The following is a 22,008-nucleotide window of genomic DNA, read 5'->3' on the forward strand; positions in this document are numbered from 1 at the left end:
GCCGTCTGCGAAGAAACCGTCCTCCAGCAGGAGGGCGCGCTCGCCGTCGTGCGCCCGCGCGACCGCCACGCCGTGGCGGCCCGTGGCGTCCACCGCGTCGGGCACGGTGATCACGCCGGGTGATCGCGGCGCGGCCCAGCAGCCGTACGGCGCTTGTGATCCCGGTCACGGGAGTTTCCGTCCACTTCCGGACAGGACGTGACGCATGCCGTGCCCTCTGCCGGGGAATCGCTGGGGGCATGACAAATCCGCCGTCCGTGCCCAGCGTCTCCGACGAGGAACGCCTCCGCCAGCTCGGCTACACCCAGGTGCTGGCCCGCCGGATGTCCGCGTTCTCCAACTTCGCGGTCTCCTTCACCATCATCTCGGTCCTCTCCGGCTGCCTGACCCTCTACGCCTTCGGCATGAACACCGGCGGCCCCGCCGTGATCACCTGGGGCTGGCTGGCCGTCGGGCTCATGACGCTGGTCGTCGGCCTGGCGATGGCCGAGATCTGCTCCGCGTACCCCACCTCCGCCGGGCTGTACTACTGGGCCCACCGGCTCGCCCCGCCGCGCGGCGCCGCCGCGTGGGCCTGGTTCGCGGGCTGGTTCAACGTGCTCGGCCAGGTCGCCGTCACCGCCGGCATCGACTTCGGCGCCGCGAGTTTCCTCAACGCCTACCTGGACCTGCAGTTCGGCTTCAGCAGCACCCCGGGCCACACGATCGTCCTGTTCGCCGCGATCCTGGTGCTGCACGGGCTGCTCAACACCTTCGGCGTGCGCATCGTCGCGCTCCTCAACGACATCAGCGTCTGGTGGCACGTGCTCGGCGTCGGCCTGATCGTCGGCGCGCTCGCCTTCGTGCCGGACCGGCACCAGTCGACGTCGTTCGTCTTCACCCACTTCGTCAACAACACCGGCTGGGGCAGCAGCTTCTACGTGGTCCTGCTCGGCCTGCTGATGGCGCAGTACACCTTCACCGGCTACGACGCGTCCGCGCACATGACCGAGGAGACCCACGACGCCGCCACCGCAGGGCCGCGCGGCATCGTCCGGTCCATCTGGATCTCCTGGATCGCGGGCTTCGTGCTGCTGCTCGGCTTCACGTACGCGATCCGGTCCTACGACGACGTCCTCGGCACGCCGACCGGCGTGCCCCCGGCGCAGATCCTCATCGACGGCCTCGGCGACGTCGGCGGCAAGCTCCTGCTGCTCGTCGTCATCGGCGCCCAGCTCTTCTGCGGGATGGCCTCCGTCACCGCCAACAGCCGCATGATCTACGCCTTCTCGCGCGACGGGGCGCTGCCCTTCTCCGCGGTCTGGCACCGCATCAACCCGCGAACCAGGACGCCCACCAACGCCGTCTGGCTGGCCGCGCTCGGCGCGCTCGTCCTGGGCCTGCCGTACCTGATCAACCTGACGGCGTACGCCGCCGTGACCTCCATCGCGGTCATCGGCCTCTACATCGCGTACGTCATACCGACCTTCCTGCGCCTCGGGAAGGGCGAGGACTTCGAGCGCGGCCCCTGGCACCTCGGCCGCTGGTCCCGTCCGATCGGCGTCATCGCCGTTTCCTGGGTCGTCTTCATCACGGTGCTCTTCATGCTGCCGCAGGTCAGCCCGGTCACGGTGAACACCTTCAACTACGCGCCGATCGCCGTCCTGGTCGTCCTGGGTTTCGCCGCGACATGGTGGTTCGTCTCCGCCCGCCACTGGTTCCTCCGCGACCGGGGCCCCGCCTCCGCCGACCTCCCCGCCCCCGCCCCGGCCGACACTCCGGGCTGACCGCCCCGCCCCTTCGCCGGCGGCGGCCGCGCCGCACGGGCCGAATGCGCTCGGAGCCACGGCCGCCGTCCGGCTATGCTGCGGGGTGCGGGCCGTTAGCTCAATTGGCAGAGCAGTGGACTTTTAATCCATTGGTTGTGGGTTCGAGTCCCACACGGCCTACGGAAGAGGCCCAGGTCAGACACGTTCCGACCTGGGCCTCAGGCGTTCGGGGATCGCTAGCTCCCCCCGTGCTCCCCCGAATTGCGCGGTTCGTCAGGTGCCACGCGGAGCGCTCGGGTACCGCGCGCGGCCCGGGGACGGCCGTCCGTGGGCGCCTGTCAGCGCGTCGCTGGCGTCTTCTCTTCGAGCACGCACGGGCCGGGTCTCGGTGACAGCGACCGGCTCGGCGCCATCCCCGGGTCGCCGGGGTGGCACCTCCCCCGCATCGCGGCAACCGCGCACGTGTTCGACTGTAGGGCGGGCGGGAGGGAGCAGCCCACCCCGGCCGGGCGCGCTCACTCCTTCGAGTGGCCACCGCCCTCGACGGGCCCCGGCTCGCCACGGCGCCACGTTCACAGATCATGAGCACAGATCGGGGCCCCTCCCCAATGGCTCGGCGAGGAGGACATCACGGACGAGAAGACCCGCATGCATCGCCCCGGCGAGAAAGTACCGGTCGGCGGCATCCACGAATGCGACTGCGGCCAGGGCCACCAGTTCAGCGTCACAGACGAGGAGGGCCCTAGCCGGTCCCAGAGGACTGCACCGGCACTGGCTGGAACCTGCGCGGGCGCCCCTGCTGCCCGCCGACCCGCCCGGACAGCACCGGGGAGCCAGAGGCCCAGCGCAGCGGCCGACCTGCTGGCAGGATGAAAGGCTGAACGAACCCCAATCCGGCCCCGCCGAACGCGCTGGCCTGTCTGCCGCGGCGGGGCCCCCTACTGCCCGGCGCTGTCAGCCGCGGGCCCCCGCCCAGCCAGCCGCACACCCCGGCCCCCACGACTTCATCTGCTCAGGTCGCATCGGTGTGAACGCCGCGCCGCGAACTACGCGTGCCATCCTCAGCAGCGGGCACCCAGTTCTCCCCCGGACTTTCCGTTTGCCGGGCGGGGTGGTTTTTGTCACCAGGCGCTGGCGCCGCCGTCGACCGCGTAGTTCGCGCCGGTGATGTACGAGGCCCGGTCGGAGGCGAGGAAGGCGGCCAGTTCGACGATCTCCTCCGGCCGGGCGAAGCGCTTGAGGAGGGTCTTGCTGGTGATCGCGTCGCGGGCTGCCTGGTCGTTTCCGAGGTCGCGGTCGCTGGCGGGGGTCAGGACGGGGCCGGGGCTGATCGCCACTGCACGGATGCCGTGCGGTGCGCCCTCGAGGGCGAGTTGCCGTGTCATGCCGATGACGCCGGCGTTGGCGGCGGTGTGCCCGACCATCGGGGGGTTCGCTCCGGCGATCATGCCGGCCATGGAGGCGACGTTGATGATGACGCCGCCGCCGCGGCGGACCAGGTGCGGCCAGGCGAACTCGGATACGAAGAAGGGGATGTCGAGCTCGCCGGTGATGGTGGTGTGCCAGTCCTCGACCGAGAAGTCGGGCAGTGGGCCGAAGCGCAGTGAGGCGGCGTTGTTGTAGATGACGTCGAGCCCGCCGTAGGCGCGTGCGGCGTCTTCGACGAGGTGGCGCGCCTGCTCGGGGTCGGTGAGGTCGATGGGTGCGATGCCCGTCATCTCGCCTCCGATGCGGCGTACGAGTTCGGCGGTTTCCTCGTTGGCGTCTGTGTGGATGTCCGCACCCACGACCTTCGCGCCCTCTCTTGCGAATACCTGCGCCGCGACGCGGCCCATGCCGCCGCCGGTGCCGGTGATCAGTACGACTTTGCCGTCGAGAAGGGGTGCCATGGGACTCTCTCCTGCCAGATGAATGCGGTGAACGGGTTGTGTTGCGGTGGTGTCCGCCGGGCGGTCCCCGGGTGCACCGGGTGAGCGGTGCACCCGGGGTGCCGTGAATGCGCCTCGGTCGGCGCCCTTCGACGGAGCCGGGGCGCGGCGGCGCTAGTTGGTGCTGGGGTGCACGGTGCCGGGAGGGGTCTCGCCGCGCAGTTCGTCAAGGAACACGCCGAAGTTGCCCTCGGACCAGTGCTCGACGGACTGGCCGTGTATGACGCGGTCGATGGAGATGCCGCTGAGCTGGACCTCACGACCTGAGGCGGGGATGCCGAAGATGGTCCCGGTGTGCCGGCCGCCGAAGCTCCAGCGGGTGACCACCTTGTCGCCCTCGACGATCTGGTCCAGGACGGTCATCTTGAAGCCGGTGAGGCCGGCCTTGATGTCGAGGTCGCCCTTGATCCAATCCTCGCGCCGCTCTGGCCCGTTGAAGCCGTGCAGGACCAGGTCCTTGGAGATGTAGCGGTCGAAGCCGGCGGCCAGGTCGCCGTTGTAGCTGGCGTAGTAGGCCGAGGTGACCTGCAGTGGCGACAGGTAGTGGTGATGGGCCGCATGGCCGGTCGAGGCGGCGTGCGGTGCCTGGCTCTGCGCGGCGGCCGGGACGGCCGCGGAGGCCACGGCGGCGGCCACCGCGAGGCCGGTCATGGTGCCGATCGCCTTCCTGCGCCGCATGAAGGTGGAAGCGGTGGGGACGTTCGCGGTCTCAGGGGCCTTGCTGAAGAACATGGAGCACTCCTCAGGTAAGCATCGGTGCCCGACGCGGAATGATTGACACGTCAAGCATCCTTCGAAGCTTGACAACCGTCAAGCAACTTCGGGCAGGCAAGCCCTGGGGCGAAACGGGAGAGCACCGCATGGAAGACTGGGAACGTCAGCGACCGCTTCGCCGCGCAACCCGGTGATTCGACGTCGACATTCCAGTGACCTGCAACGATGCGCCAGTCCTGGAGGGCGTGAGCACCTTGACCGGCGAGGAGGCGCCGACGACGTCAGGCCAGCCGGCGCCGAACGGAGCGATGCCAGAGTGACCGACGGAACACCGCGACAGACTTTGGCGGCGACGGCCCGCGGCAAGTATGCCCCCGTCCAGATGCACGAGAGCGAGATCCTCCGGCGAGGCTTGGACACCTTCGCCGAGCTCGGCTACGCCGGCACCACGATGCGGGAACTGGCCCGGCGGCTCGGCGTGAGCCACAACTTCATCCACGAGCGATACGGGTCGAAGCACGATTTCTGGCGCGCGGTCGTGGACTTTGCGCTGCGCGACGCCCAGCCGGCGCTCGACCGGCTCCTGGCAGGGTGCCGCGACGACGACGAACGCCTGAGGAGCGTCATCGTCCACCTCTACCGGCTCGCCGCCAACGACTCCGCCATGAACCGGTTGCTGACCGACGAATCGTCCCGGGACTCAAGCCGCTTGGACTACCTGCATCAGCAGTTCATCAAGCCGTTCTGGGACAGCATCGAACCGACCGTCGCCAGCCTCATCGAGGCTGGCCGCATTCCCGGCGTCCCAGCCCACATCCTTTACTTCGCCGTCACGGGCCCCGCTCTCGCCCTTGCACAAGATCCGGTCGCCGACCGGCTCAGCCCCGACAACCTGCCGACAGCGGAGCACGACAGGGACGCCATGGCCGACGCGCTCTCTGCAGTCGTCCTGCACGGCTTGCTTCCACCACGCCAATGACCATCACCTCTCGCTCGCCCCGGCGGAGGTGCGACGCGCCCGTCGGCACCAGCCGGTGTATCCCACCCGCACGCCGTCATCTCGGCCCGCGCGCATGGCCTGGGAGCTGGCCGACCGCCTGAGGGCTTGCTGGCCCCAGGCGGACAATGATCACGCACCGATGTCCTCGGCGTTACGAGGAGATCCTTTGCATTGCCGCGGCCCGCGCCTTGAGGCCCAAGCCCTCGAGGTGGTCGATGAAACGGCGACGCACAGAGCGCCTGTCACCGTTCCGTGAACCGTGACCCCTATCGGTCGATGAAAAGTGACCCCTCCCGTGATCGAGTGATCAGTCTGGCTCCATGGGGGTCAGGTGGAAGAGGTGATCGGTGTGGAGGACTGGGTTGAGACCCGTCGGCTCCACCGCGCGGAGGGCATGTCGATCAAGGGGATCGCGCGGCATCTGGGGATCGTCCGGAACACCATGCGGCGGGCTGTGGCGAGCGACGAACCGCCACCAGGCAGGACCGGCCGTCCTCGGTGTGCTTCTGGCAGCGCGCACACGTGCCTGTGACGCGCTCTCCGCTGCTTCCGGCTGTCATCGGGCACCCCCGTGGCAGGAGCAGCCGCAGCGGGGCGTCAGGACGATCAGCGGTTCGGCGGGGTGGCGGCAGGTGTACGCGCTCATGGAGGAGCGCATCGCGGACGGCACATACCCGCCCGGCGGCCGGCTGCCGTCTCTGATGGAGCTGCAACAGGAGTTCGGGATCGCGGTGGCGACGGGGCAGAAGGTGCTGCGCCAACTGCGCGACGACGGCCTCGCCGTCATGTACCCGGGGCTGGGCACCTTCGTGACCGAGCTGCCCAAGCCGTCCGGGGCCTGAATGCGCGAAAGCGCCCCCTGCCCGACACGTGCTGCTCGGGTCGCCGAAGACCTTCGTCATGTCCAGCGACAGCGCGGCGGCGACAGATGGACGGTTCCTGCCGCGGGCCTCCGGCGGAGTGCATCCGGACGGGGGCCCGCGGCGTTCGGGGGGCGGACGGTGGCGTCAGCCGTCGCAGAACTTGAGGCGCTTCAGGGCGTCGTTGATGGCCTTGCCCTGGGCTTCGGTGAGTTCGTTGCCGTGGTACGTGAAGCTCCTGGCTGCCTCCGCGTCCGCCTGGGGGCTGTTGCTGTTGATGGCGCCGCACAGCTTGCGGGCGGCGTCGATGGCCTTGTCGGGGTCCTTGGCGAAGTCGGGGTTGACGGCCTGCAGGGCCGCGATGAGTGCGGCCCGCTCGGCCCCCGTGGGGGAGGCCGGGAGCGAGGACGGGACCGAGGACGGGATCCCCGCGTCGGTCAGGGCCTTCTCGGGGTCGTCCTGGGACACCGCGGACGCGGACGACACGGCGGTCTCGGGTGCCGTGGCGGCGGTGTCCTTGGAGGAGCTGCAGCCGCTGAGGGTCACGCCCGTGACAGCGAGCAGCAGAGTGCTTGCGGCGATGTGTGTGCGCATGTCGGGATTATGGCCATATGCCCCGCCTTGGGTGGTGGAGGCGGCCTGCGGCAGGGGTGTGACATGCCGGGCAAGCCCTCGCCCCCGGGGTGGTGGTGACGGACGGGCAGGGTCCCGGGGGCCGCTACGCCGGGGTCGCGCCGCAACGGCGGGCCTCGTCGGGGATGGGGAGTTCGAACCAGACGACCTTGCCCGTGCCCAGACGGCGGGCGCCCCAGTGGGCGGCGAGGCGGTCGACGACGTACAGGCCGCGGCCGTTCTCGTCCTCCGCTCCGGCCCGGCGTACCCGCGGGACCAGGGGGGAGTCGTCGCCGACCTCGCAGCGCAGTACGTCGGTGCACAGCAGGCGCAGGGTGATGGGGCGCGAGGCGAAGCGGACGGCGTTGGTGACGACCTCGCTGACGAGCAGTTCGGTCGTCTCCAGCATCGGGTCGAGGCCCCAGCGGTGCAGGGCGCGGCGGGTGAGGCGACGGGCGTGGCAGGCCGTCTCGGGCTGCGGGGCGAGGTACCAGTAGGCGACGCTGTGCGTCGGGAAGCCCTCGCAGCGGGCGGCGAGCAGCGCGATGTCGTCGTCCCGGGAGCCGCCGGGGCCGAGGTCGCCGAGCGCCTGGTCGCACAAGGCCTCCAGGGGCGGCGGGAGGAGGTCATGGCCGGGGGTCTGGACGCGGGCGAGCAGGTTCTCGATCCCGGTCCAGATGTCGTGGCCGCGGGATTCGACCAGCCCGTCGGTGTAGAGGAACAGCGTGGCCCCGATGGGGGCGGGCATCTCGACGGTCTCGAAGTCGACGTCGCCGACGCCGATCGGCGCGCCCGCCGGCACGGGCAGCACCTCGCCCTTGCCGCCGGGGAGCAGGACGACCGGCGGCAGATGGCCGGCGTTGGCGATCAGCAGCCGGTGCGATATGGGGTCGTAGACCGCGTACAGGCAGGTGGCGATGTGCTCGATGCCGAGCCGCTGGGCCTGTTCGTCGAGGTGGTGCAGGACCTCGTCCGGGGGCAGGTCGAGCCCGGCGAGGGCCTGCACGCTGGTGCGCAACTGGCCCATGATCGCGGCGGAGGTCATCGAGTGGCCCATCACGTCGCCCACGACGAGCGCGACGCGGCTGCCGGGCAGCGGGATGGCGTCGTACCAGTCGCCACCCACCCGCGCGGTCTCGGAGGCGGGCAGGTAGCGGCTGGCCAGCCGGACGCCGGTGGGCTCGGGGAGGGAGGCCGGGAGCATGGTGCGCTGCAGCGCGTCGGCGACGGAGGCCTCGTGGCCGTACATCAGGGCCTTGTGGGCGCCGAGCGCGGTGTGCGTCGCGAGTTGCGAGGCGACGAGGAGGTCGTCGGCGGTGAAGGGCGCGCGTTCGGGGTGGCGCAACAGGGAGAGGGTGCCCATCAGGCGGTTGCGGCCGTGCAGCGGGGCGATGATCAGGCGGCGGCCGGGCGGCAGCGTGCCGGGCGGGCCGGCCACCGGGCCGAGCAGCTCCCTGGTGGCGGGGGCGATGCCGGGGGCGTCGCCGAAGACCGGGCGGCCCTCCCGCAGCAACCGGGTGAGCCGGCCCGTGGTGCTGAGCCGTACGCATTCCGACACCCCCTGCGGCCCGGGGCGGTTGACGCACCGCAGCGCGATCTGCGGCGGCTCGGGCGCGGTGGCCTCCGCGTCCGGCGACGGCAGCCCCGGGGGTGGCCGCTCCGTGGCGCGCCGCCGCGTGGGGTGCAGGTGCAGGACGACGGGATCCACGGTGTCCCGGTCCTCCGTCTCCTCCCCGGTCAGCAGCGGGTCGTGCAGATGGACGAAGATCGCGTCGGCGAAGGCGGGGACGGCCGCCGTGTCCAGCTCGCGCAGGGTCTCGTCCAGGTCCATGCCGGCGGCGATGCGCCGGGTCGCCGCGTCGAGGTAGCGGAGCCGGTCGGTCTGCGGCTGCCCGGGCCCGCGGGGCGCCTCGGCATCACGGGGCCACAGGGGCTGTCGCGCCTGCGGTTCCGCGATGCCCCCGGTCCCGCCGGGGTCTTCGTCTGGGGTGCGGTGCCGCGCCACGTCCTGGTCCCGTCCCGCCTCAGTCGAGTCGCCGGCAGCAGAGGAAGACCTGTTCCTCCGGCGGTACGTCGCTGAAGGCCGGGGCGTAGGTGTACGAGAACTCCTTGACGATCTCGAAGCCGCCCGACTCGATGACGTGCAGCAAATCCTCCCGGAGGTAGCCGGAGACGCGGATGGTGCAGCCGAGGAACGGGATGGCGAAGTCGTCCACGTCGGCCTCCACCATCGACAGGGCGAACAGCCCGCCCGGGACCAGCAGATGGTGAATCGTGCGGAGGGCGTGCGGGATCTCGGCGCGCGGCAGCATCAGCAGCGAGAAGAAGGCCGCGACGGCGTCGAAGCGGCCCAGCGAGACCGGGCCGCCGGGACGCAGGTCGGCGATGTCGAGCTGGTGGAAGGTGGCGTCGGGGACGTAGGTCCGGGCCAGTTCGAGCATGCCCTCGGACAGGTCGATCCCGACGACGTCGAATGCCGCGTCGCTCAACTGCCGGGCGGTGGGGAGTCCGGTGCCGCAGCCGAGGTCCAGCACGCGGGACCCGCGCGGCAGGGTGTCCACGAGCCACAGGCCGGCGGAGGACTGCCCCTCCTTGTGCGGGAAGGCCTCGTCGTACCGGTCGCCGATGGCGTCGAATGCCTCGGCCTGGCCGCTCCGGTCAGGCCGGCCACTCTGGTAACCGCCCCACACGGTCTTGTCGATCACGAAAAATCCCTTTCGTGTCCACTTCCAATTATCCCATAGCGTTCTTTTGTCGCCTCTTGATGGAATCTGTCCCACTGCGCGCGGGAGTCGCAGGAGTCCCGGAACGACACCGGGGTCACATGGGGCATCCGGCCCATCTCTCTGTGTGCAGGTGTGGGACTGCCGTGCCCACCGTTACGGACGGGGCACGTGCGCCGGGCTGTGCCGCGCCCGTATCGTGGGGCCACCGCGAGCACCCCGGCCCGGCCCGGGGCCGATCCGCCGCGCGTACGCCGCCGACGCCCACCGCACTTGCCAGGAACCGGACCTCATATGACCGCACCCTCCTTGCACAGCACCGCCGACATCGCCTCCCTCCCCGCGGAGGCGCGCGACGACCTGCGCGCCTACGCGGAGCTCGGCGGCTTCACGCTGACGACCGAAACCCACGCCTGGTACGCCGCCGTGGACACCGTCGCCGGCCCGGAGGAGGCCCGCGCCGCCTCCACCCTCCTCGCGGAGCTGCGCGGCCGTGACCTGCCCGCGCTGCGCTCCGCCGCGCTCCGCCTGGAGGAGGCCGAGGCCCTGGGCATCGACGCCCCCCGCACGGTGGCCGAGGCCGGCCGGGCCATGGCGCTGCTGCTGCGGGTCCGGCTGACGCTGCGCACGCTGAGCGCCGACGTCTACGACGTGGCCGAGACCGAGCTGGACGAGCTCGTCGCCGCCACCGCGAGCGGCGCCTGGCGCCGGGACCGCGGTGTGAAGGTCGCCTGGCTGCGCCGCCGGTCGCTGCGGGGACGCATCCGCGGGCTGGCCACCGGGCGGCCGCGGCGCGACGCCGTGCACACCGCCCTGGCCTCCGCGGCCTCCGAGCGCACCGACTGGGCCGCCCTCGGCGGCGCCGGCCGCCCGGCCGTCCCGGCGGACGCGGACTTCCTCGACGACGCCTCCCGCGCCGCCGAGGCCGCCGTCACCGGGCTCACCGAACTGGGCCGCCTCCTGCGTCCCGAGGCCGCGCTGGACACCCTGCCCTTCGAGGAGCTCGCGGAGCTCCTCGACCGCCTTGCCGCGGACGAGGGCACGCTGTACCGGCTGCCCAACCTCAAGGCCACCCGAGACCGCCTGGAGGCGCAGGGCCTCGCCGGGGTGCTCGCGGAGCTGACGGAGCGCCGGGCGGACACGGCCGAGGTCGTCGCTCTGCTGGGCGAGCCGGAGACCCCCGTCGTCCCCGAACCGCGCACCACGTCGGAAGCGACGGAGGGGGTTCCCGCGGAGGCGGAGGCGGAGGCGGAGGCGGAGGCCGCGCCCGCGGAGGCCGTTGCCGAGGCCGCGGTGGTCGAGGCACTTGCGACTACGGAGGCAGAGGCGGAGGCGGTCGCCGAGGCCGCGCCCGTCGAGGTCGTGGCGGAGCCGGTCGCCGAGGAGGCCGCTGCTGCGGAGCCCGAGCCCGAGCCCGAGGCCGCGCCTGCCGAGGTTGAGCCTGAGGCGGTCGTGGAGCCGGTCGCTGAGGAGCCGGAGCCGGTGGCTGAGGCTGTGGTGGTTGAGGGTGCTCCTGCCGAGGAGCCTGAGGCGGTCGTGGAGCCGGTCGCTGAGGAGCCGGTGGCCGAGCCGGAGCCGGTGGCCGAGGCTGTGGTGGTTGAGGAGGCTCCTGCCGAGGAGCCTGAGGCGGTCGTGGAGCCGGTCGCTGAGGAGCCGGAGCCGGTGGCCGAGCCGGAGCCGGAGCCGGAGCCGGTGGCCGAGCCGGAGCCGGTGGCTGAGGCTGTGGTGGTTGAGGAGGCTCCTGCCGAGGAGCCTGAGGCGGTCGTGGAGCCGGTCGCTGAGGAGCCGGTGGCCGAGCCGGAGCCGGTGGCCGAGGCCCGGGAGGCGAAGCCCGCCGCGGTGAAGCCGGCGATCACGCCGGGGAAGGCCGTGACGGCGTACTCGGCGGAGGAACTGACCGCGCTGGTCCGGTGGATCGACGGCGACGGCCAGGAGCGGTCGGACGACGAACTGCTGCGTGCCGCGATGAAGGAGCTGGGCTTCGCCCGGCTGGGCCCGCGCATCAAGGAGGCCCTCGGGGCCGCCGTGGCCGAGGCGCGCGGCTGAGGGCCGCGCGTCATCCGGCGCGCGGCAGTGGTTTGGCGACGACCCGCACCAGGACGGTGCGGGTCGTCGCGTTGCCGCAGGCGTCGGTGATGGTCGCGGTGAACGCGTCGGTGCCGGAGAAGTTCTCGCGCGGGGTGTAGGAGAAGAGGCCGTTGGCCTGCTGGACGAGGACGCCCCGCTCGGGTTCGCTGTGGGCGGTGACGGTCGTCCCGCTGCCCCTGACGCCCTTGAGGACGTCGCCGGTGGCGTGGCCGTGCGGGCCCGAGGTGACGCGCAGCCGGCCCGGTACGAGGACGGGCCGGGCGACGACGTAGACGCGGTGGGCGGCGTGGTCGGAGACGTAGAGCCGCCCGACCGGCGCCAGGGCGGTGCCCCAGGGGCGCTTCAGGGGGCCCGTCCCCGGGGTGCGGGCGAGCGGGGAGGGGTAGAAGAGGGAGCCGTCCTCGGTGACCGCCAGTCCGCGGACGTCGCCCGTGGCGACCCGGGCGGCGCCCGGTACGGGGGTGACCCGGCCGTCGTCGTCGATGCGCCGGACGCGGCCGTCCACGACGGCGTAGACGTTGCCTGCCCGGTCGGTGGCGAGGGCGCCGACGGTGGCGCCGGGGAAGAAGCGGACCGGGGCCTTGCCGCCGGGTGGGATCCGCCGCAGTCCGCCGGCCGTGCCGCCCGAGACGTACACGGAGCGGTCGCCGCCCACGGCGACGGCGTCGTGCCGGCCGGCCTCGGCGAGCAGGGTGGTCGTGCCGCGGCCGTCGGCGCCCACGGAGACGACCTTGCCCTCGCCGGAGACGTAGACCGTGCCGTCCGGGCCGACGGCCAGGCCGTACGGTGCGAAGTCGGTGGTCGCGAAGGTCGTGATGACGGGCGCGGCGCCCTCCGCGCCCGCGGTGACGCGGCGGACGGCGTGGTTGGCGGAGTCGGCGATGTAGAGGCGGCCCGCGGTGTCGGTGGCGAGTCCGGCCGGGCCGTGCAGGCCGGCCGCGACGGCGGCGGCGCCGTCCCCGCCCCGGCCGGCCGCGCCGGTGCCGGCGTAGGCGACCGGGGCGCAGCCGGCGGCGGGGACCGGGGCGGCCGCGCCCGGGGCCGGGGTGAGCAGGACGGTGGCGGCCGCCAGCAGGGCGGGGGCGAGGGCGAGGCGGCGGCGGCCGGGCCGTCCGGGGGATGGGCGCACGTCGGGCTCCGCGAGGGTGAGATGGTCGACCGGTACTGACGGGACGTCACCAATGTGGCAATCTCCGCCGGTCCCGGCGCGCCGGGTGACCCATCGGGGGGTCGCCCGATCGGTGACGCGTCCGATCCGGGGGCGTCCGGCGGCGGGTCCGGTGTCGCGGTTGCGCCACGGCGAACTCGCAGAATTAACCTCATCGCCCTTGTCATGTCAGTTTCTACGCGCGTAACTTGAGCCGGTCCGCCGTGCGCCGCCCGTGTTTGACGGGCTGTTGGACCCCGATTGGAGAAACCCTCGTGCCGATCGCCAGACCGAGCCGACACCGCAGCCGCGTCGCGGCGCTCGCGCTCATATCGACCGGAATCGCCGCGTCCGTCGTACTGACCGGGCTGCCCGCGGCCCATGCGACCCCCTCCGGCGAGGCGGTCGTCGCTGAGGTCTACGGCGGTGGTGGCAACTCCGGCGCGACGCTGACCAACGACTTCGTGGAGCTGGCGAACGCCGGCTCGGCCGCGTACGACCTGTCCGGCTACAGCGTGCAGTACCTGCCCGGTACGCCGTCCGCCTCCTCCAAGTGGCAGGCGACCGCGCTGACCGGGTCGATCGCCCCCGGCGGCCGCTACCTGGTGTCGGAGTCCGCCGGCACCGGCGGCACGACGCCCCTGCCGACCGCCGACGCCGGCGGCTCGATCGCGATGAGCGGCACCAGCGGCACCATCGCCCTGGTCAACGGCACCACCCCGCTGACCTGCATCACCGCCGCCGACTGCACCGCCGACCCGCGCGTGGTCGACCTCGTCGGCTTCGGCACCGCGGTCGTGCGCGAGGGCAGCGGCCCCGCGAGCGGGGCGAGCAACACCGCCTCCGTCGCCCGCGGCGCGTCCCTGGCCGACACCGACGACAACGCCGCCGACCTCACCGCCGGCGCGCCGACCCCGGTCAACGCCGCCGGGCAGACCCCGGGCGGCGGCACCCCGGACCCGACGCCCACCCCCGAGCCGAGCGAGCCCGGCACCACCCGGATCCACGACATCCAGGGCACCACCCGGGTCTCCCCGCTCAAGGGCCAGACCGTCACCCGGGTCCCCGGCATCGTCACCGGCGTCCGCACCGCCGGCTCCAAGGGCTACTGGATCCAGGATCCGGAGGCCGACGCCGACGCCCGCACCAGCGAGGCCGTGTTCGTCTACACCGGCTCCGTCACGCCCACCGTCGCCGTGGGCGACAAGGTTCTGGTGACCGGCAAGGTCTCCGAGTACTACCCGAGCACCGGCAGCCAGTCCGTCACCGAGGTCACCGGCCCGGCCACCACCGTCCTGTCGGCCGGCAACGCCCTGCCCGCGCCCGTCACGCTGGACGCGTCCACCGTCCCGGCGGCGTACGCGCCCGACGCCGGCGGCGGCAGCATCGAGGGCCTGCCGCTCGACCCGGCCCGGTACGCGCTGGACTTCTACGAGGCCCACGAGGGCGAGCTGGCCCGGTTCTCCGACGCCCGCGTCGTCGGCGGCACCACCCGGTACCACGAGGTCTGGGTGACGGTGAAGCCGGAGGAGAACCGCACCCGCCGCGGTGGCACGGTGTACGGCTCGTACGACCGGCCCAACACCGGGCGCATCAAGGTCATGTCGATCGGCGCGGGCGCCGACGTCCCGACCGCCGACGTCGGTGACGAGCTGGCCGGCACCACCACCGGCCCGATCGACTACGACGGTTTCGGCGGCTACAGCCTCCAGGCCACGCAGCTCGGCACCCTGGTCGACAACGGCCTGGGGCGCGAGGTGACCCGCAAGCAGAAGGGCGGCGAGCTCGCGGTCGCCACGTACAACGTGGAGAACCTCGACCCGGCCGACCCCGCGGACAAGTTCGCGCGGCTCGCCGACGGCGTCGTCACCAACCTCTCCTCACCCGACATCGTGGCGCTGGAGGAGATCCAGGACGACAACGGCGCCACCGACGACGGCACCGTCACCGCCGACCAGACCGTGCGGAAGTTCACCGACGCGATCGTCGCCGCCGGCGGCCCCCGCTACAGCTGGCGGTCGGTCGACCCCGCGAACGACACCGACGGCGGTGAGCCCGGCGGCAACATCCGCCAGGTGTTCCTCTTCAACCCGCACCGCGTGCAGTTCACCGACCGCGCCGGCGGCGACGCCACCACCGCGGTCGAGGCGGTCAAGACCCGCAAGGGCGCGGAGCTGTCGGTCTCGCCCGGCCGGATCAACCCCGGCAGCGAGGCATGGAAGGCCAGCCGCAAGCCGCTGGTCGGCGAGTTCCGCTTCCACGGGAAGCCGGTCTTCGTCATCGCCAACCACTTCAACTCCAAGGGCGGCGACCAGCCCCTGCACAGTGTCAACCAGCAGCCGGTGCGCGGCTCCGAGACCCAGCGGAAGCTGCAGGCCACCGAGGTCAACACCTTCGTGAAGTCGCTGCTCGCGGCCGACCGGCAGGCCAACGTCGTGGTCCTCGGCGACCTCAACGACTACGAGTTCTCCGACACGGTGTCCACCCTCACCTCGGGCGGCGTGCTGAAGGACCTGCTGACCACGCTGCCGAAGTTCGAGCGCTACACCTACGTCTACGAGGGCAACTCGCAGTCGCTGGACCACATCCTGCTCAGTCCGGCGCTGCGCGACTTCGACTACGACGTGGTGCACATCAACGCGGAGTTCGCCGACCAGGCGAGCGACCACGACCCGCAGATCGTCCGCGTCAAGCCGGACGGCTGCTGACGCGTCCGTGGTGAGGGCGGCACCGGCGTGACGCCGGTGCCGCCCTCACGGCGTCACCGGGGGTCGGGCTCCGGGTCGGGGAAGCTGCCGGTCGACGTGTCGGAGCCGGTCCACGCGGCCAGCAGCTGCAGGGCCGCCTCGGAGGTCGAGCCGGGCTCGGCCGTGTGGATGCACACGAGCTGGTCGCTGTCGCCGGGGAAGAGCGCGTGCTCGTACGACAGGGTGAGGTCACCGACGACGGGATGGTGGTAGAGCTTCACCCCGTGCGACTTCTGCCGCACGTTGTGGTCGGCCCACCAGGCGCGGAACTCGGCGCTCTTGATGGTCAGTTCGCCGACCAGCTCGGTCAGCCCCGGGTCGTCCGGGTGGCGCGCCGCGTCCAGCCGCAGGGCGGCGACCGTCTCGGCGGCATGCTTGTCCCACTCCCGGTACAGGTCGCGCGCCGCGTCGTCGAGGAACATGAAGCGGGCGAGGTTGCGGTCGCGGTGCGGCAGCGCCTCGAAGTCGGTGATCAGTGTGCGGGCCAGCCGGTTCGCGGCCAGCACGTCCGTGCGGCGGCCGATGACGAACACGGGGGTGCGGTCGCCCAGCAGGTCCAGTACGCGGTGCACCTCGGGGCGCACCCGTTGCGGCCGCTGCGGCCTGCGGCGGGGCGGGGTGCGCTGCCGCGCCAGCTCGAAGAGGAACGCGCGTTCGGCCGCGTCCAGCCGCAGGGCGCGGGCGACGGCGTCCAGCACCGCCTCCGAGACATTCTGGTGCCTGCCCTGCTCCAAACGGGTGTAGTAATCGGTGCTCACCCCGGCCAGCCGCGCCAGTTCCTCCCGCCGCAACCCCGGCACACGGCGCGGCGCACCGCTGACGGTGATGCCGGCGTCCTGCGGTCTCAGCCGGTTCCTGCGGGCCCGCAGGAAGTCCCTGAGCTCGGCGTTGTGCTCCATGTGTTCCAGTATGGGCGGCCGATCATGAGGCGGCCCGGCACGGCCGGACCCGCCGGCGGCCACCCGGGCGGAGGGCTCTCCTCCAGGCGGTCCAGCCGTTCCAGCCGCTCCTGGAAGCGGTCCGGCATCTCCCTGAGCCGTTCCGCCTCCGCCGGCAGTCGCTCATGGTGCGGCTCCTCGGCGGTGCCGGGTCCCGGAGGCTCCCCGGTCATGTTCACCCAGGGCCCGGCCGGCCGCGCGAACTCCGCCGGCCGCGGCACGCACAGTCCCGCCGCGCAGCGGCGGCAGGACGCCGTCGAGGCGCGCCGGCCCGGCAGTCCGGTGCCGTCGCGCACGAAAGACCCGGGCGGCCCGCCCGCAGCGGCAGGCGCCCCATGCGCACGGTGCGCACCCGCTGCCGGGCGTAGCGCGTCCCGCGCTCGTAGCGGGTGTACGCGCCCAGCACGCTCACCTGGAGCACCAGCGCGTCGCGGCGGTCCGTCGCGCAGGTCAGGGCCTGTGCCTCGGCAGCCGTGTGCAGGCAGTGGAAGCCGCAGTCGCAGCCCGGCGCCGGGCTGCGGTGCCGCTGGCGGTGGCCGCAGACGGCGTCGAGGGCGCCGTACACGATCCGCCCGCCCCGGCAGACGCCCCGGAGGCCCACGCGGGCGCCGTCGTACGCCGGCATCGGGAAGGCCGGCTTGTACCCCGTGGGGGGGGCACCGCCGGCCGTTCCTCGGGCAACCGGCGGCCGAACCTCACCGTGCCGCGGCCTCGGCGGGCTCCGCCGCGGGGGCCGGCACGGTGCCCGGGGTCCGGCCGGTGAGGGCCTTCTCCTCGTCCACGAGCGGCTCCCGGCCTGTGAGCTCCTCGTCCGTCTCCTGTGCGCAGCCGTTCGCCAGTGCCCTGCCCAGCTTCATCGCGGCCTCCGGGGTCGGGCGAATCCCTCGTTCCGGGGTACTCGGGCATCCTGCCGCACAGGGTCGCCGGCGGGGTGGGGCGCCTCGCTCCGGGCCGCCGCGATTTCCTGCTCGGTACACACAACTCTCCGCACAGGGCCTGTGAATGACGACACGTCAGCGTAGGCTGGGAACGAGGGGAGGCGTCATGGAAACGTACGTGACCATCGAGCTGGAAGGCGGCACGGACGCGGCGGAGGACCTGCGCAGACTGGAGGTCTGGCTACGGGCCGACGAGGAGCTGGCGCCGCTGGTCGTCCGCCGGGAGCGGCCCGCCGACGAGAGCATGGGCGTCGCCTACGACCTGCTCCTCATGATCCTTCAGGAGACCCTGCAGGCCACCGCGCTCACGCTGCTCCGCGCCCTGCGCAACCACCTGCGCAACCAGCCCGGCGACTCGCTCAGCGTCACCGTCCGCGCCGGGGACGTGGAGTGCGTCCTCACCGGCCGGGACGCCCTGACCCGCGGCGAGCTGGAGGCGATGGCGGCCCGCATCCGCCAGACGCTGGAGAACTAGATCCGGAGGAAGACGGCCCTGGGGAGGTCCGGCGGGCATGCCGTACGAACCGTTCGCGTCCCGGTCGCGGGCGGTCCTGATCGGGGTGTCCCAGTACGAGCACTCCCGTGACTTCTCCAACATCCCCTCGGCCAGGGCCAATGTCGCGCGGTTGCGCGCCGTGCTCGTCTCCGGCGGACTCGGCCGGTTCATCCCGCGCACCGTGGAGACCCTCGCCGAGGCGCGCACCCGCGACCGCGCGCTGCGGCTGATCGGCACCGCCGCCGCCCAGGCCCAGGACCTGCTGCTGGTCCACTTCACCGGGCACGGCTACGTCGACCTGGCCACTGGGGAGCCCGAGCTGTACCTGATGACCCGGGAGTCCACCAAGGACGGCGCCCGCCTCGACGGCATCCCGTACCGGGACCTGCTGAGGCTGCTCGCCTCCTCGCGCGCCGAGCGCGTCGTCCTCGTCCTGGACTGCTGCTACTCCGGCAACGCCGGCCTGGTGCCGCTGCCCGAGCGGCCGTTCTCCCTGATCACCTCCTCGGCCGTCGGCTCGCGCATCCACAAGGGCGACGGCATCGACCCGACGCCCTTCACCGGCGCCCTGGTCCGGGTGCTGGCCGAGGGCACCGACCCGTACGAGCCGGTCACCGTGCAGCGCCTCGGGGTCCGGCTGCACGAACTGGCCGGCGAGTACGCCGCCACGCTCGACGAGCGCGCGGACTACGACCCCTGGTTCCCGACCGAACGCTCCAGCAACAGCGCCGGCGACACCGTCCTGTCCCAGGCCCGGCTCACCCCGCGCCCCGCCCGCGGGACCCGCTGGCTGGCACCGCTGCGCCGGCTCGCCCAGTACGCCGGCTTCGCCTGGACGTGGACGGCGGGCCCCCACCAGCCGCTCTGGCACCGCGTGGTCGGCGCCGGCACCGCCCTGGCCCTGGTCGCGGGCGGCGTCACCGGCTGGACATGGGCGCACCGCCCGGCACCGCTGTGCCCCGCCCCGCTCGAACTGCGGGTGCTCACCTCACCGGAGACGCGCGCCGCGCTCACCTCCGTGCTCGACACCTTCCAGGACAGCGAAGCCGCCGCCACCAGCGCCTCCCTCGGCGGCCGGCCCGAGGGCTGCGGCCAGATCAACACCACCGTCTACGCGGCCCCCACCGACCGCACCATCGCCGCCTTCCGCGCCTCCGCCGCCTGGGCCGAACCGGAACGCGCCTGCCAGGACGGCGGGGACTGCGCGATGCCACTGCGGGACGTCGGGCCGCACCCGGACGTGTGGATACCGGCGGCCGGCACCGCCCGCACCCAGGTCCTGGCCGAGACCCGGCGGCCGGAGAGCGTCGTCGTCCTCGGCCGGCCGGTCACCCTCGCGCACTCGCCCGCGGTCCTCGCCACCACGACCTCGCTGGACGGCGTGGCACGCACCGGCAGCACCGCGCAGCAACTGGTCGACGCCGCCCGCGCCCAGGGCGTGGTCGTCCGCAGCGCCGAACCGCACTCCTCGGACGCCGCCCTGGACCAGCTGCTGCACCTGGCGCCGGGCACCCGGGTCACCACCGACGCCGTGCCCCCACCGGACGACCGGGCCCTGGCCTGTTCCGCCCGGACCTGGCTGGTCGAACGACGCGGCACCCAACAGGCCCTGCTCACCACCGAGTCCACTCTCGCCGGCCTCGTCACCCCGGCCCTGGAGTCCCGTCCCCCCTGCCTGGGCAACCAGTCCGACCCCTACACCGCCTACTACCCCGCCGACGTGCCGCCCCTCGACCTCACCCTCGTACCGGTGACCTGGGAGACCGGCCGGGCCGACCGCGTCGAACGCGCCGAGGCTGTGCACCGCCTCGGGGAATGGCTCCGCTCCCGCCCGGGGCAGTGGGCGCTGGCCGCGCAGGGTTTCCGTACGGACGTCAGCGGGACGACCGCGGCCGGGGACACCCCGCTGGACAGCGCCGTCTTCGTCGCCGACCCCCCGGCTGGCGGCGAACCGCCCACCCGGCAGGACATCGAGGCCGCGCTGCGGGACCACGGTGAGGCCGCCGGCACCCGGCGCGACGTCCTGTTCGCCGTCGACGTCTCCAGCTCCTCCTACTCCGGGGCCAACGTCCCCGTCGTGCGTTCCGTGCTGGCCCGAGCCTCCGGCTACCGGTACGGCATCGCCGCCGTGCCCGGCCGCACCCTCCTGCGTCCCGGGCCGAACGACGCGGCCGCGCGGGACGCCGCGATCCGCGCGCTGGCACCGGTCGAGCGGGACGCCCCCGTGGCCGCCGCCCTGCGGCAGTGGTCCCGGGCCCTCGCCGATTCCCCCGGCGCCCTGATCGTCCTCATCACCGACGACGAGGACAGCGCCCGCGTCGACCCGCCGGACGTGGACGTCCCCGTGCTGGTGGTGTCCCTGGAGGGCTACGGCTGCTCGCTGCGCTTCAACAAGGCCGTGACGGAGGGCGGCGGCGCCTGCCTCACGGCCACGCAGGACCTGCCCAACCGGGTCGCGGAGACCATCACCCGCCTCACCTCGGGAGGGTCATGACAGCCACCGGGCCCCGAGGCGTGGACGGCACCCTCCGCCCTCCGCGCCCCGTCCGCCGCCGGCGCGCGCGCCGCGCGCTGGGCGCCCTGCTCCTGCTGGCCGGGGCGGCCTGCAGCGGCCCCGCCGCCGCCCCGGCGCCGGAGCCCGACCGCTCCCGGCCGCTGATCGTCGCCAGCGACGCCGACCTCACCGCCGGCGGCCGACCCGGCGTCCGCCGCGCCCTGATCGAGGAGTGGAACCGGCGCAACCCGTCCCGGCCCGCCCGGCTCGTCGAGCTCCCCTCCGCCTCCGACGAGCAGCGCAGCGAGCTGATCGGCGCCTTCCAGTCGGGCACCGCCGCGTACGACGTGGTCAACCTCGACATCAGCTGGATCCCCGAGTTCGCCGACAGCGGGCTGCTGCGCCCGCTCGCCCCCGCCCTCGTCGACGGGGACTTCCTGCGCCAGGCCGCGGACGCCGGGCGCTGGAAGGGCCGCACGTACGCGGTGCCCTTCAACACCGACGTCGGCCTGCTCTACTACCGCACCGACGACCTCGCCAAGGCCGGGCGCCGCCCCGCCGACCTGCGCGGATACGCCAAGATCGGCGACCTGCTCGCCGACGTCCGCCCGCTCGGCCACGCCGCCTACACCACCCAGCTGCGCGCGTACGAGGGCCTGACCGTCAACACCCTGGAGACCTTCTGGACCGCGGGCGTCGAACTCGTCGACGGCGACGGCCGCTACATCGGCACCGAGGACGGGCTGCGCGAGGGCCTGGACGAGCTCGGCCGGCTGGGCGCCGCCAACAACCTCAACCCGGTGTCCCTGGAGGCCGACGAGTCGGTCACCCTCGCCCAGTTCACCGAGGGGCAGAGCGTGCTGATGCGCAACTGGCCTTACGCCTACAACCGGCTGGACGCCGCCCTCGCCCCAGGCGTCCGCTTCGGCGTGGCCCGGCTCCCCGGCATCGCGGCGCTCGGCGGTCAGAGCCTCGGCGTGGCGGCGAACAGCGACCGCCCGGACGACGCCGCGGACCTGATCCGCTTCCTGACCGGACGCGACGCCCAACATGCCCTGCTCCGGGCCGGCTTCGCCCCGGCACGGCGGTCGGCATACGGAGCCGGGAATGTCAACTGTGACGATCCTCACGACCCCCGCGCCTGGTTCTACGACCGCCCCACGGGACGCGGCTCGGAGCCCCCGCCCTCGCCGTCCGCCGCGACCCCCGCTTACACGACCCTGCTGTGGTGCGCGCTGCAGGCCGCCAGGGCCCGTCCGGCGACCGCGCATTACGTCACCTTCACCCGGGTCCTGCAGCGTGAAGTGCACGGAATGCTCGCGGCGCACCGCGGCGCCGACGCCTCGGCGGAGCGCCTGGACGGCCGTCTGGGGCGCGCGCTCGGCGGCCGGGGTCCGGGGTGACCATCACTCCTCGTGAGCGCGACACTCCCTTCCGCATAACGACTGATGCACACTCACATTTCCCATAGGTCACGGCAGTCACGACCCAATGTCCGCTTCTGTCCCGTCCATCCCCATAGATTCCCGTCATGAACTCGCTTGAGTGGCTTGGAATTGGCGGGCGCCTCTATTA

At 73.1% G+C, this 22,008-nt stretch carries 17 protein-coding genes, 1 tRNA gene and 1 pseudogene; 10 read left to right on the forward strand and 9 right to left on the reverse strand.

Features of this window, described 5'->3' with window-relative positions:
• The first annotated feature begins 239 nt into the window (after positions 1 to 239).
• Both ACRWNP_RS02540 and ACRWNP_RS02545 read left to right on the forward strand, forming a co-directional pair.
• A complete protein-coding gene (locus ACRWNP_RS02540) occupies positions 240 to 1,766 on the forward strand; it encodes an amino acid permease (RefSeq protein WP_431959188.1) in 1,527 nt (508 codons plus the stop codon).
• A gap of 89 nt (positions 1,767 to 1,855) precedes the next feature.
• A tRNA-Lys gene (locus tag ACRWNP_RS02545) sits at positions 1,856 to 1,928 on the forward strand.
• Positions 1,929 to 2,869: 941 nt separating this feature from the next.
• Here ACRWNP_RS02545 and ACRWNP_RS02550 read toward each other — a convergent pair.
• Entirely contained in the window at positions 2,870 to 3,637 is a 768-nt protein-coding gene (locus ACRWNP_RS02550; RefSeq protein WP_431959189.1) for an SDR family NAD(P)-dependent oxidoreductase, read from the reverse strand.
• Between the two features lie 153 nt (positions 3,638 to 3,790).
• Positions 3,791 to 4,408 carry an ester cyclase gene (locus tag ACRWNP_RS02555; RefSeq protein ID WP_431959190.1) on the reverse strand — a complete coding sequence of 206 codons (618 nt, stop codon included), beginning with the start codon at positions 4,406 to 4,408 and terminating at the stop codon, positions 3,791 to 3,793.
• A 298-nt stretch (positions 4,409 to 4,706) separates the two neighbouring features.
• Here ACRWNP_RS02555 and ACRWNP_RS02560 point away from each other — a divergent pair, with 298 nt between their 5' ends.
• From ACRWNP_RS02560 to ACRWNP_RS02570, 3 genes and pseudogenes are all read left to right on the forward strand, one after another.
• Positions 4,707 to 5,369, forward strand: a complete 663-nt coding sequence (locus tag ACRWNP_RS02560) for a TetR/AcrR family transcriptional regulator (protein WP_431959192.1) — start codon at positions 4,707 to 4,709, stop codon at positions 5,367 to 5,369.
• Between the two features lie 361 nt (positions 5,370 to 5,730).
• Positions 5,731 to 5,865, forward strand: a pseudogene (locus ACRWNP_RS02565) (IS21 family transposase); the annotation flags it as partial.
• A 157-nt stretch (positions 5,866 to 6,022) separates the two neighbouring features.
• On the forward strand, positions 6,023 to 6,232 hold the full coding sequence (locus ACRWNP_RS02570; protein WP_431959193.1) for a GntR family transcriptional regulator: 210 nt from the start codon (positions 6,023 to 6,025) through the stop codon (positions 6,230 to 6,232).
• Between the two features lie 165 nt (positions 6,233 to 6,397).
• On the opposite strand, the gene ACRWNP_RS02575 is transcribed toward ACRWNP_RS02570, so the two are convergent.
• The 3 genes from ACRWNP_RS02575 to ACRWNP_RS02585 form a co-directional block, all read right to left on the reverse strand.
• Positions 6,398 to 6,844 carry a hypothetical protein gene (locus ACRWNP_RS02575; protein ID WP_431959194.1) on the reverse strand — a complete coding sequence of 149 codons (447 nt, stop codon included), beginning with the start codon at positions 6,842 to 6,844 and terminating at the stop codon, positions 6,398 to 6,400.
• 124 nt (positions 6,845 to 6,968) lie between these two features.
• Positions 6,969 to 8,867, reverse strand: a complete 1,899-nt coding sequence (locus ACRWNP_RS02580; protein WP_431959195.1) for an ATP-binding SpoIIE family protein phosphatase — start codon at positions 8,865 to 8,867, stop codon at positions 6,969 to 6,971.
• A gap of 19 nt (positions 8,868 to 8,886) precedes the next feature.
• Positions 8,887 to 9,567 (reverse strand): class I SAM-dependent DNA methyltransferase, encoded by a 681-nt coding sequence (locus ACRWNP_RS02585; RefSeq protein WP_431959196.1) that lies wholly within the window; start codon positions 9,565 to 9,567, stop codon positions 8,887 to 8,889.
• 312 nt (positions 9,568 to 9,879) lie between these two features.
• On the opposite strand from ACRWNP_RS02585, the gene ACRWNP_RS02590 reads away from it, so the two are divergent.
• Entirely contained in the window at positions 9,880 to 11,631 is a 1,752-nt protein-coding gene (locus ACRWNP_RS02590) for a hypothetical protein (RefSeq protein WP_431959197.1), read from the forward strand.
• A 10-nt stretch (positions 11,632 to 11,641) separates the two neighbouring features.
• Here ACRWNP_RS02590 and ACRWNP_RS02595 read toward each other — a convergent pair whose 3' ends face one another.
• Entirely contained in the window at positions 11,642 to 12,802 is a 1,161-nt protein-coding gene (locus tag ACRWNP_RS02595; protein WP_431959198.1) for an Ig-like domain-containing protein, read from the reverse strand.
• 347 nt (positions 12,803 to 13,149) lie between these two features.
• Between ACRWNP_RS02595 and ACRWNP_RS02600 the strand changes: the two genes are divergently transcribed.
• Complete coding sequence (locus ACRWNP_RS02600) at positions 13,150 to 15,528, forward strand: lamin tail domain-containing protein (protein WP_431959232.1); 2,379 nt, start codon at positions 13,150 to 13,152, stop codon at positions 15,526 to 15,528.
• Positions 15,529 to 15,581: 53 nt separating this feature from the next.
• On the opposite strand, the gene ACRWNP_RS02605 is transcribed toward ACRWNP_RS02600, so the two are convergent.
• From ACRWNP_RS02605 to ACRWNP_RS02615, 3 genes are all read right to left on the reverse strand, one after another.
• Positions 15,582 to 16,466 carry a helix-turn-helix transcriptional regulator gene (locus tag ACRWNP_RS02605; protein WP_431959199.1) on the reverse strand — a complete coding sequence of 295 codons (885 nt, stop codon included), beginning with the start codon at positions 16,464 to 16,466 and terminating at the stop codon, positions 15,582 to 15,584.
• A gap of 214 nt (positions 16,467 to 16,680) precedes the next feature.
• A complete protein-coding gene (locus tag ACRWNP_RS02610) occupies positions 16,681 to 17,130 on the reverse strand; it encodes a hypothetical protein (RefSeq protein ID WP_431959200.1) in 450 nt (149 codons plus the stop codon).
• Positions 17,131 to 17,200: 70 nt separating this feature from the next.
• Complete coding sequence (locus ACRWNP_RS02615; protein ID WP_431959201.1) at positions 17,201 to 17,362, reverse strand: hypothetical protein; 162 nt, start codon at positions 17,360 to 17,362, stop codon at positions 17,201 to 17,203.
• Positions 17,363 to 17,549: 187 nt separating this feature from the next.
• On the opposite strand from ACRWNP_RS02615, the gene ACRWNP_RS02620 reads away from it, so the two are divergent.
• Genes ACRWNP_RS02620 through ACRWNP_RS02630 form a run of 3 tightly spaced genes read left to right on the forward strand, consistent with a single transcriptional unit; the run spans position 17,550 to position 21,836 of the window.
• Positions 17,550 to 17,918 (forward strand): effector-associated constant component EACC1, encoded by a 369-nt coding sequence (locus tag ACRWNP_RS02620; RefSeq protein ID WP_431959202.1) that lies wholly within the window; start codon positions 17,550 to 17,552, stop codon positions 17,916 to 17,918.
• Positions 17,919 to 17,955: 37 nt separating this feature from the next.
• A complete protein-coding gene (locus ACRWNP_RS02625) occupies positions 17,956 to 20,433 on the forward strand; it encodes a caspase, EACC1-associated type (RefSeq protein ID WP_431959203.1) in 2,478 nt (825 codons plus the stop codon).
• Complete coding sequence (locus ACRWNP_RS02630) at positions 20,430 to 21,836, forward strand: extracellular solute-binding protein (protein WP_431959204.1); 1,407 nt, start codon at positions 20,430 to 20,432, stop codon at positions 21,834 to 21,836. Before ACRWNP_RS02625 ends, ACRWNP_RS02630 begins: the two co-directional genes overlap by 4 nt.
• Positions 21,837 to 22,008 lie beyond the last annotated feature (172 nt).

Source organism: Actinacidiphila sp. bgisy160, from assembly GCF_965342435.1.
Classification (GTDB): domain Bacteria; phylum Actinomycetota; class Actinomycetes; order Streptomycetales; family Streptomycetaceae; genus Actinacidiphila.